We start from the raw sequence: 14,835 nt of genomic DNA on the forward strand, positions 1-14,835 counted from the left end.
TATAAGTTGACAGCGTTGATAAAGGTGATAAAGGAAATAAAATAAAAGACAAAGGACCCGCTACGGGTCCTTCGAACTCTATCAACTTATTAACTTTATCAACTTTTCAACTAGTCCCGGTACCGCTGACTCTTCACCATCTCCGATAAGTAATTCCTGTATAAACTGAATGAGCGCGCATCGTAGAATACCGAAGCGCTACTGCGCCGGGCATACAACATTTCTTTAAGCATTTTTTGCAGCTGCTCTTTAACCGGTTTGTGTGGGTCGAGCTTTCGTTCTTCTTCCACCGAGGTGAAATCATTATTCTTTACATCGATGGCATCTGTTTTTTCGGGTTGCATACCGGCGGTGGCTACCTGCCAGGTAATATCGTCGCGCATGCGTTTGTATTTGAAGAAGTATACATAGCCTTTTTTCTGTTCGTATATTACCGGTAGTTTGTCGATGAAGATCAGCGTGTCGATCTTATCGTAATTGGTAAATGATTTTACAATGAGGCTTCTTGAAATGTCGAGCTGGTTCCTGTATTGTTTCGGAAATTTATCGGTCATCCCGATTGTTTCCAGATCTGTATACAGCTCGCTTCGGTATTCATCGAGCTTCGCATATTGGGTGAACAGGGAATCGGGCACCCGATGCCTGTTGCGCAGTAAAAGTATAAAGGTGTTGTAAAGCAGCCGCCTGTCCTGCGTGGTTTGCAGTTGCTCAAAAAAGCTTTGAACGCCGGTATTTTTATTATAGAACGGTAACAACAAAATGGCGTATCGGTCGAGCTCGGCATTGCCGGCATCGGAAACCTGGTCTTCGTCTTCCTCATAACCGGGAAAAATTGACATGGTGGGTGAGGCATCCCTGCGGGCTGCTTTTTCCAATTTTGCCTTGTTCTCTTTGGCGAGTTGTTTTTTCAATAACTGTTTGGCCTCGAGATATATTTTGGGAAAGCTGGTTTCATAGTCAGCCGTTTTCAAATAACCGCTATCTACCATCGTCACCAGCAGGTTCCTGACTTCGTTGCGGTAGTCGTCGATATCCATTAGTTGTAAAATATCGGGGAATACGACCCTGGTAAGAGATAAGGTATCGAACAGGGGCGACCAGCGGCCATAATAAGCGCTTCTTTTGCTTCGGCCTGCGTTGGTGTAGTCGACATACACCGATGGCATCCTCAATGGACGGGCGTACGAATAATCTTCGTCCATAATGGGCGGTTCCTGCAATACCAGTTCTTTGAAAGTGAGGAACGCAGCCTTTGTTCGCTGGTTGAGCAATGCGTTCAAAATAGCCGACTGCCAGTCGGCCGTATCTTTCACCTTCCAGTACAGGGTGGCGAGGTAAGGCGTAATGCTGCTGTCTTTCTGCCGGCCGAGGTTTTCAATAAAAAATCTTTTCAACACCAGGTAATCTTTCATTTTCCAGTTGAGCGAGTCGATCGCTTTTTTCAGCAGCGGTACATCCAGCGAGTCGAAGGCTACCTGGTATATTGATTTTCTTGCTCTTTTTACTGTTATGGAGTCATTGCTGAACAGGTCTTTTACAAACCGTTCCGATTTGCGCACAAAAAGCGATTCGCCTTTCAGCGTGTCGGCCGGTTTAAAACTATTGAAGAAGCCGGAAAGCAAAGCGCTATGTGTGCTCAGCGTATCGGTAAGCGTTGAAATGCTGAAGAAATGCCCGTTTCGATAGAACAGCCTCGCGATAATAAGCCGGCTGCTATTGGTATCGGTCAGTTGCACATCGCGGCAGTTCATGCCATTGGGCAGCGTGTATTGTTTGTTTTGTTTTATAATGAAAGTGCTGTCGCCAAACCAGGTACTTACGGAGGCGTTCTTCCAAAGTGTTGAACTATCGCTTTTGTAACTGTATTGCGGCACCCTGAAATGCGTAACCAGTATTTTTTCTCCAATGGTATCGTTGCCTATCAGCCGTGTACCGAATGAGGGCATACTGAGATCGTCTCCATCGTCATCGACCAGCCCGCGCGATAATTGCGCCCATTCTTCCATATCTGCGCCGTCGTTTTTCTCGTCGTCTTCTGCATATACGGGCGAGGTAACGGAAATGTGCAGGATGGTATCGGTGCGTGGTTTTGGCGCCGAATATACGAAGGGCGTAATGGCAAATGACTGCAGGAAACGCTGTGCGTTCGCGTTGTCGTTTTTATGATTGGCTATAACAACATAATACAAGGGGCCCTGGATCACATATTTTACGCTGCTGAAGCTGCCGTCCCTGTGTTTGAATTTGCTATCAAGGGCGGGGTAACCGTTAACGGTGACGAACCTGCGGCTAAGTTGTTTATCGATGAACTCCGAGTAGGCATAACTTTCGTCCATCAGGTTCAGTTCGAAGCTGTCTTCCTCGATGAAAGTGTAGTTATGCAGGTTAGCCTTCATAACGAGATAGCTGTTGCCGGTTGATTCGTCGCGAGCGGCATATTCGAGCCGGTCGGTACCAAAGCCGTTGTCTATTAACAGGGAAGGCGCATGAGGTACCTGTATGCTGAACCCGCCGGTGGGCGGTTGCCAGGTTTGCCAGTTGGCTGTGGTATATTCTTTCAGTTTTATAGAACCGAAAAACTCGTGGGCCTCATTGCCGGTGTTTATATAATCGCCATTGCCGCTCATTTTGAACAGGATGACCTCGAAGGGGGTAATGAAGATCTGGTAATGCTGGTGATCGCCACGGCGTGTGCGGTTAATGACATCGAGCCCTTTGTACCCGTTCTTTGATATGGGTGTTTTCTTCAGGATCTTTCCGGGAATGTTCTCGTATAACAGGCTGTCGATCTTTTTGAACACCTGGTCGCTGTTATGTCCCCACGAAAGACTGTTTGTTTTTATGCGGGTAACCATGTAGTAAGCGCCGTTCACCAGATCGGCATACTGTACAACGTCCATCCCGTTCCAGTCGGTAAAGCGATAGAATTTTTTGCCGGGGATGGAGACCGTATAAAAACCATCGTCGCCCGATTGGGTGGTGAAGGGGTTGTTGATCCTGATCCTGTCAACCGTTTCTTTTTGCAGGCTGTTGCGATCGTCCATGCGCACCGGGCGCATGGTATAGCCTTTCTGCCGCAGCAACTCGATGACGCCGCGTTTGCCGGGCAGGTGGGCGGCGCCCACGCCTACGAAGAGCGACATTTTTCTTATAATGGAATCTATATTGTTCGCCTGTATTTCATTTCGTTTGTATAGGAATTTCTCCTGGAAGGCATCTGAAAAAACGGTGAGGCTTTCCAGTGAGTCGAGCAGATCGAGATCGCCTTTGCGATAGGCGTCTTCTACTTTCTTAGGGTTGGTCATCATGCCTTCGTAATCGTAGCTTCTTCTTTTTTTATGCTGATCGCGCAGCATGGCTTTGTAGGCTTCCATTACCAGCCGTTCGCTTTCCTGGAAATTTTCTACCCCGCTTACCCGTTTTCCGAGCTTTTTTCCGATCTGAAAAATGTACATGTCGAGGAACGTATCTTCTTCAAAATCTTCCGCCTGCCGGCCGTAGGTGCGGTACAGCATGCCATTGATCATGGAGGGTTCTACCGCCAGTGCTGCTTTCACGGCTTCTTCATAACGGTCGATGGCAAAAGAGGTTATGCGCATATGATCGGAAGGCCATTCCCACCGGTTGGCGTTTGGATTCAACATGTTGTTGCCACTTCGGCGGCCACGGAAGAAAACGGATTGACTGTAATCGTCCTGCCAGCTTTCGGGATTGGTTTCAAGCGCCACCACATCGGCGCTTTTGATGGCGGTATAAAATGAGTCGCCCAGGTGAAAGGCCAGCTTATCGCTCACGTGCATGGTGCCGAAAAGATAGGAGGGCTTATTAAGGCCATTGCCGCTGATCTCCCATAACAGGCTGGGATATTTTTTGGGGGTTGACTTCGGCGTTACCCGAACGATGGGGTGTGGGGGAGCCTGTTTGGGCCTGGGAGCGGGCCGTTGGGCCAGGGATGGCATAACGATCGCAAACAGCAGGACAGGCATCAGGGCAATACGTTTTCTCATACTTGTTCAATAATTAATGACCGGTAAGTGTAAATCAGATTCCAGGCTATTTTAAAGGCGCGATGAGAGATATTGGCGGTGGTTCACTTTCCCTTCTATAAATTTCGTAATAATAGTCGATATTTATAGTTTGTTGTTTGTGGTTTGTTGTTGGGTTCGCGATGGGAAGTTCATAGTTCATAGTTCCTGGTTCGGGGCTCGCTACCAATTACTTCCAACTCCCCAATTCCCAATTCCTGTTCCGCGTACCAACGATTCCCACCTGTCGAAGTTTCCAGCTACCTCCAACTCCCCAATTCCAAATTCCCAATTCCTTATTCCCAACCACCAATTCCGGATCCCCCAATAAGCACTTCCCTGTAGCCGGCGACAATTCTGTCATATTACCGATTTTTAAATTTGGGTTCGGCCCCTTTTTTTATTACCTTTGCCCGCTCGAATTTTAGCTTACATGATATCAAACCTGGTGCCGTAAGACCTCGTTTGTATCGGAATAGACCCCGATGTACCCTGATCTTACTCCCTCCATGTTCGAATCATGTGGCTTTTATAAACAGTTAAAAATACACATGAAACTTTCACAGTTCCGGTTCGATTTACCACTTAACCTTATTGCCCAACACCCTACAAAAAGACGTGAAGACGCTCGTTTAATGGTAGTGCATCGCAGCACCGGCCAGATCGAGAATAAACATTTCCGCGACATCATGGATTACTTCGATGACAAGGACGTGTTCGTTGTAAATAACACCAAAGTATTCCCCGCAAGAATGTACGGACGCAAAGAAAAGACCGGGGCCAAAATTGAAGTTTTCCTGTTACGTGAATTAAATAAACCAAACCGGCTGTGGGATGTGATCGTAGACCCGGCCCGAAAAATTCGTGTAGGTAATAAACTCTATTTTGGTGAGAACGATGAGCTGATCGCCGAAGTCATCGACAATACCACCAGCCGTGGTCGTACCATTCGTTTCCTGTGGGATGGCACCGACGAAGAGTTCCGCAATATGCTGGAATTTTTGGGTGAAACACCGCTGCCCAAATACATCAAACGCAAACCCGAAGCAGAAGATAAAGAACGTTACCAAACGGTTTATGCAAAACATGAAGGAGCAGTAGCCGCGCCTACCGCCGGTTTACACTTCAGCATAGAACTGATCAAACGCCTTGAAATTAAAGGCGTTCGTTTTGCCGAAGTAACCCTGCATACCGGTCTCGGCACCTTCCGCCCGATTGAAGTGGAAGACCTCAGCAAACATAAAATGGATGCCGAGTACTATAAGATCGACGACCTGTCGTGCAAGATCGTGAACAAGGCCATCGAAGGCAAACACCGCATTTGCTCTATCGGTACCACTACCATGCGGGCTATTGAAAGCTCTTATACGGCTGAAAAGCTGTTGAAGCCTTCCGAAGGCTGGACCAACATCTTTATTCATCCGCCATACCAGTTCAATATAGCCGATTCACTGGTAACCAACCTGCACCTGCCCAAGACCAGCCTGCTGATCATGGTTTGCGCATTTGCCGGTTACGACCTGGCGATGGAAGCTTACAAAAAAGCCATCAAGGATAAATACCGTTTCTTCAGCTATGGCGACGCCATGTTAGTTATTTAGTTATAAGTTCTACGTTTTAAGTTGGGCCGCCCAACTTTATAGATAATAAAAAGCCGGTAACTTCACTATGAGGCTACCGGCTTTTTCGTAAAAATTAAAACCGCGGCAAGCACTTACGACTTATAACTTACTACTTATAACTATCTTTTGAACTTAAAAGTATACGTTCTCCCCCCCGAATACACAAAAGCCTTGAACCGGTTGGTGCCGGTGAACTGCATATCGTCGAAATACTCCGTGATCATATCCTGGGTTTGAAAGTTCAGCACACTTACAAATAACGTTTGCTGCCGCTCATCGCCCTGCCAGGAATTCCTGATGTCCCAACTGCCGGTATACACATCGCCCTGGTCGTTCACATACGTGGCATCGCCCGATGATTCAAAAGTAAATTTGCCGCTGGTGAAAGGCGAATTGTAACGGCTGCCCAGCCCGAAATTATTTACATCATATAATTCCCAGGTACCGCCGGTCAGGCGCCGGTCGTACGATTTCAGAAAGTCTTTGCTGCATGAAGTGATGAGGAGAAGAGCGGGGATACAAGCAAGGTAAATTTTTTTCATATAATAGTGCGTTTGGTGGTATTACAAAAATGGCTGTATTACCGGGCTTTAAAAGGTGGACGCGCCTGCATTTAACTTAAAATTCAGCTAAAAAGCGCAAGGTGTGCCACACTTCGAACGTGTGTCACACCTGTGGCGGTTCCCGATAATTTGTTGCGGGGTAAAAAGAAGGACGGTAACTTTTACCGCAAACAAGTAAATTTGGTTATAAGTAGCCGTGTATGAAAAAACTACTCACTCTTTCTGTAACATTAACATGTTTCGCTTTGATCACCTGCGCACAAAACGTTATTCCGTTATACCCCGATTCAATTCCCAATTCGAAACCGGTGCCCGATGAAGAGAAATCGGAAACAAACGACAAGGGGTATATAACCATCAGCAAAGTGAGCCGGCCAGCTCTTACTGTTTATCTGCCGCCGAAAGAAAAAGCGAACGGTACCGCAGTCATAGTAATACCCGGTGGTGGTTACCGGGTACAGGCATCTACGCACGAGGGAAGCGATGTGGCCAAACGTTTTAATGAAATGGGCGTTACCGCATTTGTTTTAAAATACCGGCTGCCTGGCGACGTTACCATGATCAATAAAGAAATTGGCCCCGTTCAGGATGCGCAACGCGCTATTCAGCTGGTGCGGGAGAAAGCAAAAGAATGGGACATCGATAAAGACCGCGTTGGCATTATTGGTTTTTCGGCCGGCGGACATTTGGCCTCCACCGCAGGCACTCATTTCAACCATGCCTATATCAAAGTGGGAAGAAAGGTGAACCTGCGGCCCGATTTTATGATCCTTGTTTACCCCGTTATCAGTTTTGCAGACAGTATTACGCATATGGGCTCGCGCGATAACCTGTTGGGAAAAGATCCTTCTGCCGAAAGAAAAGCGGCTTTCTCTAATGAATTACAGGTTAGCAAAAAAACACCGCCTACCTACCTGGTGCATGCCGAGGATGATAAAACGGTAAAGGTGCAGAACATGCTGTTGTTTGCTTCCGCCCTGCAGAAGTATAAAGTGCCGTTCGATTTTTACCTCTACGAAAATGGCGGCCATGGTTTTGGAATGAACAATCCTACCAGTGAGGTGAAGTGGATGGACCTGGTGCAGGAGTGGATGGTTAAGAATAATTGGATTAAATAAATACTTGTGATGCTTTTGTAAAAGTTGCAAATTGGTTACACTGTGATAATTCGATAATGTGATAATTCGATAATGGAATACAATGGAAAAGCCGGTAATGTCCTGCAACGATACCGGCTTTGTTATTAATGTTCCTGATCATGAAACTGTATTTAATTAGCTAATCAGCACATTAGCTAATTGACCTTATTCCAAACCAAACAACCCTTTATTCAGCAACTGCAGGGTTTGGGTTTTGTAAGAAGAAGGAACAAGCATCGATACGTTGTGTTTGCTGCCGCCATAGCTTACCATACGCACCGGTATGGGAATCAGGGCTTCGAACAGTTTGCTCAGGATATCTTTTGTTTGTGCAATTTCATTTCCCACTACAGAAATAATGGTGTTGTTGTCTTCCACTGTGATGGTACCGAACGGTTCCAGCTCTTTCACAATAGAAGTGAGGTTGCCGCCATGGTCGATGGTTACCGATACTGCCACTTCAGAAGTGGTGATCATATCGATTGACGTGCGGTACTTTTCGAACACTTCGAATATCTTTCTTAAGAAGCCATAAGCCAGCAGCATACGGCTGCTCTTGATATTTATTACAATGATGCCATCTTTTGCGGCAACGGCTTTAACACCAACAGAACCTGCTTCCTGCGTAATGGTAGTGCCCAGTGCTTCGGGCTGCATGGTGTTCAGCAGTTTCACCGGTACTTTTTGTTGTTGTGCGGGCCAGATGCAGGTAGGGTGTAAGATCTTGGCGCCGAAGTAGGCCAGCTCGGCTGCTTCTTCAAAGCTCAGTTGTTCAATAGGCAGCGTTTTTTTAACGATACGGGGGTCGTTATTGTGCATGCCGTCGATATCGGTCCAGATCTCGCAAACAGAAGCATTTACGGCTGCTGCCACCAGTGATGCGGTATAGTCGCTGCCGCCACGTTTCAGGTTATCAACCTCGCCGCGTGAGTTACGGCAGATATAACCCTGCGTAATGAATAATTTTTTATCGCTGTTCTGTTGCAGAATACGGCCCAGCTTTACCTTGATGGTGCTCAGCTGAGGTTCGTCCTGTGCGTCGATGGTCATGAATTCCAGCGCCGGCAGCAGCATATGATCGATGCCTTTTTCTTCGAGGTATACGCTGAATAATTTGGTGCTCAGCAATTCACCCTGTGCAAGAATGTCTTTGCTAAGGGCTTCGCTGAATGAGATCTTCAAAATGATGTTCAGGAATTCGAAATGCTCAGATACGATGCTTTTCGCTTTGGCGTAGGCCTTATCGGTCTTCACCAGTTCCTTTATAAATGACTGGTAATGGGCTTCCAGTTTATCTATCGCTTCTTTGGCCTGGTCGCGTTGACCGGCTGCCATGGCGTCGCCAATGGCTACGAGTGAGTTGGTTGTGCCGCTCAATGCGCTCAACACAACAATGCGGGGCTCACGCTCGTCTTTGGTTATCAGTTGCGCTACCTGGTGCATCCTGTCGGGTTTGCCAACCGAGGTACCGCCAAACTTCATGATTTTCATCAGAAAATATTAATTTTTTGTTTTTGCCTGATGGCACTCACCAGGCCAAAATTTTCATTGTTTTTTATGATTAATAAAAATTTTGGCCTGGCTCGTTTCATCTGGGAATATTTATTTATTAAGGGCTGCAAAGATAAGGTACAGTTTCTTGTTTGTGGTTTGTAGTTTCTGGTTTGTTGTTAAGCGACTGCCTCTTTATCAGATGCCGGTTGCCGTTTCCGGGGAATACCGGTTTCCTGCTGCGGGCCTGCAATGCAGGACGCGGCAGGATGGTTGTGGAGGCACTGGTTTCCGGTTTCCTGTTTCCGGGGCTTTAAGTTTTCAGGCTGTTTACTATTGATCAGCCACTACGAATTTGACGCCCGGTATCTGGTAACTGGCAACGCCTGCACCCTGTAACGGCAACTTTTCTTAAAGTGTAACTCCAAACTTTGCCCCCACTGCTTCAAGATCTGTAACCACCGCATCGAGCAGCGGGATGCCATCTTGCATCCGCAGGGCTTCCATTTCACGTTCGGGATCACCGGGAATAAGTACTTTCTCCTCACCCTCAACAGGTTTGGCGCTTCTGAACCGGCGGATCCAGTTATCCATATGTTGTTTGAAATCGCTGGCCGGGCGAAACGCATCTACACGCATGGCGCCAAAGAAATGGCCGATGCCTTTGCCCGGCATGCCGGTAGGCATAGGTACATAGGCCGGAAAAGGCGGAACCCAGGGGCCATAATTGGCGCCGCTCAGCACTGCGGAAAAAATATCGACAACGGCGCCCAACGCGTAACCTTTATGGCTGCCATGTTCGCGGTCGCCTCCCAGCGGCAGCAGGGCGCCGCCGGTCTTTAACTCATGAGCGTTGGTAGAAGGGTTTCCTTCTTTATCCTGGATCCAGCCCAGGGGAGCTTCCAGGTTCTTTCTTTGCAGAATTTCCAGCTTGCCATTAGCGGCAGTGGTGGTGGCCAGGTCGGCAACAAATGCCGGTTCTTCCCCGGCCGGTATGCTTACGCAAATGGGGTTGGTGCCCAGCAGGCGTTCGGTTGAAAATGTGGGGGCTACGAGCGGACTGGCATTCGTCATGGCCATGCCGATCATTTCATATTCGAGGGCCATCATGGCGTGGTAGCCGGCAATGCCGAAATGGTTACTGTTCTGTACGCTAACCCAGCCGGTGCCTGCTTGTTTCGCTTTTTCTATAGCTACCTGCATGGCAAAGGGGGCCACTACGAGGCCCAGACCGCTATCGCCATCAACAACGGCGGTGGACGGGGTTTCGTGAATGATCCTGATAATGGGTTTGGCGTTCACCCGGTTGGCTTCCCACAGGCGAACATAACCGCTGAGACGGGCAACTCCATGAGAATCAATACCACGCAGATCGGCGCTCAAAAGCACTTCCGCTGCCAGCTCAGCCTGTTCGGCCGGACAGCCCATTTGTTTGAAAACCTGGGTGGTGAAATTGAAGAGATGCTGGTACGAGTATATTTTTTCTGGCATGGTGCAAAGAAACAAAAGTTCGTGGTTTTCAGTGCACAGTTCATTTTAAGGTGCCCGGGTGCCAGTTGAAACGTGGTGTTGTTAGCTTGTAGCGTGCCAATTGTTGTTGACAAAGGAGTTTTAATTGTTTGTGGCTTACCGTTTTCTGCTGGAAAGAGGGTAAAATCTGGTAGTGCATAACGAAACCCGTTAGGGCTCAGCTGCGCAGGCAGAAAATCGGCGAAATCTGTTAGCGCGGCATGAAAATCTGTTAGCGCGGTGTTCGCGCTAACAGATAATGAGTGAAATCTGTCAGCGCGGAGTCTGCGCTAACAGAAAATGAGCGAAATCTGTCAGCGCGGCATGAAAATCTGTTAGCGCGGTGTTCGCGCTAACAGATAATGAATGAAATCTGTCAGCGCGGAGTCTGCGCTAACAGAAAATGAGCGAAATCTGTCAGCGCGGTGTTCGCGCTATCAGAAAATCTATCAAGGCAAACGGAAAAGGGATGTTTATAATCGGGAGCGCACCTTTTTAACCGTTACATGCATAAAAAAAGCTGGAAACGTACCATTTCCAGCTATAAAATTTTCGTATTCCAGCGAAGGTCCGGCAGGTTGTCGTGAGCTCCGTTTTAGGCGAACCAACCACAAACAACCAACCACATACACCAAACCATAAACCACCAACCAACTACGCCTTGAGCCGCATATTCACCGGGTCCCAGTGAATGATCCTTTTCTGAAAATAACTGTCATTGGCTGCGAGGCAGGGCGCTGCGGCGCGAAATGCAAATTCGGGCCCTTCATTGGCCATGGTGCCATTGCGAATAGCGTCGAAGAAGTTCGTGAAATGATCGAGGTGATCGCTATAGCCATCGTGCATTTTGTATTTCACCGGCGCTTTTTCAGGGCGCTTATGATCGTCCTTCGTCCAGCGTTCGTTGTATTGTTTTTTCAGCTCTTCCTGCATGGCGGCAGGGTAGGTGTTGAGCGCATCGTAACCGCCAATGCCCGGCGCTTTGGGCAGCATACTATGGGTAACGGTAAAACCATTGCCTTCCAGTTCTATCATCCCTTCTGTTCCATACAAACGGATGGCGCTTTTATTGCCGCCGCCGCTGATGAAGTTCACGCGTAACATTACCTGAAAGGCCGGGTGCGCCTTTGTTGTCGGGTAATCCATTATGGCCGTCATTACATCGGGAACATCGCGGCCGTCTTTCCAGTAGGAAAGTTGTCCGCTCGATACAATACGCGTAGGGCCATACGAGTCGGTGATCAGATGAATGCCCGATAATAAATGCACGAACAGATCGCCGGCCATACCGGTACCGAATTGTTTGTAATTGCGCCACCAGAAAAATTTCTTGGGGTCGAAGGCTGTCAACGGCTGGCCGCTTATGTACCGGCGCCAGTCAACGGTTTTCGGCGAGGCATCGGTGGGCATCGTGTATTCCCAGGCGCCAATGGCGCTTTGCCGGTCGTAGGTTGCTTCCACGCAATTGAGCTGACCGATTTCGCCGGCCTTATATAATTCCTTTGCTTTTATATATGCAACGCTGCTTACCCGCTGGCTGCCTACCTGCATCACTTTTTTGCTCAGCCGCTGGGCGCCTATCAATGGTAAACCCTCCCATAATTTGTGCACCATGGGTTTTTCGCAATACACGTGTTTGTTTTTGCGAAAGGCATCGGTGGCGATCCGGGCATGCCAGTTATCGCTGGTAGCAATGATCACTGCATCGATGTCTTTTTTGTTCAGCAGTTCGCGATAGTCCTGGGTAGTATATAATGTGGTGCCATATAATTCTTTCATTCTTTCGAGGCGGCCGGTGTACAGATCGCAGGCGCCGGCCAGTTCAACACCGGGCACTTTCAATGCGGTTTGCAGGTCGTGGTGGCCCATAATGCCGGTACCGATAATTCCAATGCGAATGGCGTCGTTGGGGCTGATGGGCCGTTCATAACGAATGATGCGTTCTTCGAGTTGCTCCTCATTTTCTTTGGCTATAGAGGCGAACGGGCCTGCCGCCAGCATGGCTGTAGTGGCGGTTAACTGTTGTAGGAATTTACGGCGGGTTGATGCGTAGTCTTTTTTCATATTATAAGAATTAAGGTGTAACCCTTTATCTCCAACTGGCGATATCGGGGCATGATAAAAGGCAACGAGGCAACAAGGCATAAAGGCAACGAGGCATAAAGCCCCGGTAACAGGGGTGTTCAAAAGGGTATGGCTAAAGCCTGAGCCTTCGGTGAGCATGGGCATTGTGCAAAAACCAAACCACAAACAAATTTTCCCGCTTATACTAAATAAATTAATAACTGCACGTTTCTTGCTGAGTACCCGCCTGTAAGCTTTGTAGCCAAAAACAGCATTCTCAAGTTACAGATAATTAAAGATTTTTTTTCAGCGGGTAAAGTATATTTGACAACTTATGAAGGTTAGGGCCGTACTTCTATGTTTACTGTTTTTTTTACAATATGTAACAGATGCGCAGCCGCGCCGGGAAGATATTTATAGCGATTTTGTTTTATATAATAAGCGGCTGTTACTGTTGAAAGACCTGCACGAAAATGTTGTTGGCAAAGCCTTTTTAGCCCCTCTCGATAGCAATACGGAATACCGGTACGAAGCCGCCTGCCGCGCCATTGTTCAGTTCATGCTCGATAATGATACCACGCAACTGGGGCTTACCCAAATGTTCGTTCAGTACGAAACCTTACAATACGATACCAAACGCGCCATGCTTGAAACGGTGTATGGGATGTACCCCGAGCAATACATTCAAAGCATGCAACTACTGCTGGCCAGGGAAACCAATCCCATGCTGTTTGCCATAGCTGCTGCGTACAGTTTGCGGTACGATTCATCTGCCACCAATGCCGCTACGGTCAGAAAAAGGATCAAAGAACAATTCCCGAATTACAGCAACATTACGGTACTGCAGGAACTGGAAAAATACTTAACCGGATATACCCGCTACAAAGCGCCCACTGCCAGTGATCTTATTGAATTGTTCCGCCATCAGCAGGTGATAAAGAAAAAAGTTATTTATTCCTTGCAGCGTCATAACCGCGATTACCCCGGCATGGCGATAGTGCAAAATGCCGACGGTACATTCATGCGTTATTCCGATGGCCGCCTGATGGTATTTGAACAACTGGCCCGCTCTGCATCGGGACTGCCTTATTTTATTCCCGATGGCAACACCCCGCAGGGAATATACAGCATACAGGGTACGGCAACCACCTATAATAAACTGATAGGGCCCACACCCAACCTGCAACTGGTAATGCCGTATGAAAGAAAATGGACAACCTATTTTCATTTAAGCGATACAGCGGTGTGGCAACCGGGTTATGATGCATTGTGGTCGTACCTGCAATTGCTGCCGCCTTCACTTCGCAATAGAAGTTCATTTACTGAAGCCTTTTATGCCGGCAAACTCGGCCGCAATTCCATCATTGCGCATGGCACTACCATTGACCCCGAATATTTCAAAAACAAACCCTGGTACCCGCTTACGCCTACCATGGGTTGTTTGTGTGCGAAAGAATTATGGAATGTGTCGAACGGAAAGCTGCTGGTAAGCGATCAGTACAACCTCATGAGCGCATTTATTTCCACAGCCGGCAGCCGGGGCTATTTGTATGTGATAGATATAGATGATCAAAGGAAGGCGGTAAGCAGGTGGGAAGTGGAGAAACTGGTGAAGGAGTTTGAAGCAGGAAGAGTGAAAGCCAGTTATTGAGTTGTTCAGTTATTGAGTTGTTCAGTTATTAAGTTGTTCAGTTATTGAGTTGTTCAGTTCAATGTGGCTGATTTTGTTTTCCCTTCTACATTGAGAATTCAACATTCGGTATTCGATATTTTTTCATTTCTCTGTTCTTCATTTTTAATTTTTTATTTCCAATAAAAAAGCCCCCGTTATTCACAGCGGCTTCTTTATTATTTCACGATCTCAAGATTAGAATGGAAGATCATCAACCGGCTCATTGAATCCGCTGCCGCCCGATGATGCCGGCGCACTTGTTTTTTGCGCAGGTGCTGCATATTGATTGCTGCCGCCGCTGTAATCGCCACCGCCGCCGCTGCCTTCAGGACGACCGCCTAATAATTGTATTGAAAGCACCCGCAGGGTGAGTGAAGCGCCATATGTTCCGTCTTGTTTGGTAAACGTTCTTACTTCAGGATTTCCTTCCACATAAACCTGGGTTCCTTTGCGCAGGTAAGGCGCAATACCCGTACGGTCGCTCCAGTAAGCACAATCAACCCAAATGGTTTTGTCCTTCTGGTTACCCTGGGCGTCACGAAACCTTTCTGTATGCGCTACTGTAAAATTCATTACAGTTTTTCCATTCACATTATTGGTAACACAATCTTTACCCAGGTTGCCGATTACTTGTAACTTAATCATACTTAATAAATTTAGCTTCGTACTTAATATTGTTTGGTGAGGCAATTTAAGAATAATATGCTAATTAGCTAATGTGCTAATTAGCTAATAAAAAATATCATATTT

Annotated in this window: 9 protein-coding genes; 3 read left to right on the forward strand and 6 right to left on the reverse strand. The window is 47.4% G+C overall.

What is annotated here, in order from left to right; genetic code table 11:
• Positions 1-110: 110 nt before the first annotated feature.
• Entirely contained in the window at positions 111-4,007 is a 3,897-nt protein-coding gene (locus tag A4R26_RS23905) for a TraB/GumN family protein (protein ID WP_081169059.1), read from the reverse strand.
• A 569-nt stretch (positions 4,008-4,576) separates the two neighbouring features.
• On the opposite strand from A4R26_RS23905, the gene queA reads away from it, so the two are divergent.
• Complete coding sequence (queA, locus tag A4R26_RS23910) at positions 4,577-5,626, forward strand: tRNA preQ1(34) S-adenosylmethionine ribosyltransferase-isomerase QueA (RefSeq protein ID WP_081169060.1); 1,050 nt, start codon at positions 4,577-4,579, stop codon at positions 5,624-5,626.
• Between the two features lie 140 nt (positions 5,627-5,766).
• On the opposite strand, the gene A4R26_RS23915 is transcribed toward queA, so the two are convergent.
• Complete coding sequence (locus tag A4R26_RS23915; RefSeq protein WP_081169061.1) at positions 5,767-6,189, reverse strand: hypothetical protein; 423 nt, start codon at positions 6,187-6,189, stop codon at positions 5,767-5,769.
• A 221-nt stretch (positions 6,190-6,410) separates the two neighbouring features.
• Here A4R26_RS23915 and A4R26_RS23920 point away from each other — a divergent pair, with 221 nt between their 5' ends.
• Positions 6,411-7,328, forward strand: a complete 918-nt coding sequence (locus tag A4R26_RS23920; RefSeq protein ID WP_081169062.1) for an alpha/beta hydrolase — start codon at positions 6,411-6,413, stop codon at positions 7,326-7,328.
• A 186-nt stretch (positions 7,329-7,514) separates the two neighbouring features.
• Here A4R26_RS23920 and A4R26_RS23925 read toward each other — a convergent pair whose 3' ends face one another.
• The 3 genes from A4R26_RS23925 to A4R26_RS23935 all read right to left on the reverse strand — a co-directional run bounded on the left by A4R26_RS23925 (position 7,515) and on the right by A4R26_RS23935 (position 12,413).
• The gene (locus tag A4R26_RS23925) at positions 7,515-8,840 is read right to left on the reverse strand and encodes an aspartate kinase (RefSeq protein ID WP_081169063.1); all 1,326 of its coding nucleotides are present in this window, start codon (positions 8,838-8,840) and stop codon (positions 7,515-7,517) included.
• 411 nt (positions 8,841-9,251) lie between these two features.
• Entirely contained in the window at positions 9,252-10,331 is a 1,080-nt protein-coding gene (locus A4R26_RS23930; protein ID WP_081169064.1) for an Ldh family oxidoreductase, read from the reverse strand.
• A 672-nt stretch (positions 10,332-11,003) separates the two neighbouring features.
• Positions 11,004-12,413 carry a Gfo/Idh/MocA family protein gene (locus tag A4R26_RS23935; RefSeq protein WP_081169107.1) on the reverse strand — a complete coding sequence of 470 codons (1,410 nt, stop codon included), beginning with the start codon at positions 12,411-12,413 and terminating at the stop codon, positions 11,004-11,006.
• Positions 12,414-12,747: 334 nt separating this feature from the next.
• Here A4R26_RS23935 and A4R26_RS23940 point away from each other — a divergent pair, with 334 nt between their 5' ends.
• On the forward strand, positions 12,748-14,064 hold the full coding sequence (locus A4R26_RS23940) for a hypothetical protein (RefSeq protein WP_081169065.1): 1,317 nt from the start codon (positions 12,748-12,750) through the stop codon (positions 14,062-14,064).
• Positions 14,065-14,280: 216 nt separating this feature from the next.
• On the opposite strand, the gene A4R26_RS23945 is transcribed toward A4R26_RS23940, so the two are convergent.
• Positions 14,281-14,730 carry a single-stranded DNA-binding protein gene (locus A4R26_RS23945; RefSeq protein ID WP_081169066.1) on the reverse strand — a complete coding sequence of 150 codons (450 nt, stop codon included), beginning with the start codon at positions 14,728-14,730 and terminating at the stop codon, positions 14,281-14,283.
• Between the last annotated feature and the right edge of the window lie 105 nt (positions 14,731-14,835).

Source organism: Niastella populi (genome assembly GCF_002078015.1).
Classification (GTDB): domain Bacteria; phylum Bacteroidota; class Bacteroidia; order Chitinophagales; family Chitinophagaceae; genus Niastella; species Niastella populi.

Excerpts from the sequence above, each read along its gene's own strand:
- A4R26_RS23905 (WP_081169059.1), bottom strand. The coding sequence starts at position 4,007 with ATGAGAAAACGTATTGCCCTGATGCCTGTCCTGCTGTTTGCGATCGTT.
- queA (WP_081169060.1), top strand. The coding sequence starts at position 4,577 with ATGAAACTTTCACAGTTCCGGTTCGATTTACCACTTAACCTTATTGCC.
- A4R26_RS23915 (WP_081169061.1), bottom strand. The coding sequence starts at position 6,189 with ATGAAAAAAATTTACCTTGCTTGTATCCCCGCTCTTCTCCTCATCACT.
- A4R26_RS23920 (WP_081169062.1), top strand. The coding sequence starts at position 6,411 with ATGAAAAAACTACTCACTCTTTCTGTAACATTAACATGTTTCGCTTTG.
- A4R26_RS23925 (WP_081169063.1), bottom strand. The coding sequence starts at position 8,840 with ATGAAAATCATGAAGTTTGGCGGTACCTCGGTTGGCAAACCCGACAGG.
- A4R26_RS23930 (WP_081169064.1), bottom strand. The coding sequence starts at position 10,331 with ATGCCAGAAAAAATATACTCGTACCAGCATCTCTTCAATTTCACCACC.
- A4R26_RS23935 (WP_081169107.1), bottom strand. The coding sequence starts at position 12,413 with ATGAAAAAAGACTACGCATCAACCCGCCGTAAATTCCTACAACAGTTA.
- A4R26_RS23940 (WP_081169065.1), top strand. The coding sequence starts at position 12,748 with ATGAAGGTTAGGGCCGTACTTCTATGTTTACTGTTTTTTTTACAATAT.
- A4R26_RS23945 (WP_081169066.1), bottom strand. The coding sequence starts at position 14,730 with ATGATTAAGTTACAAGTAATCGGCAACCTGGGTAAAGATTGTGTTACC.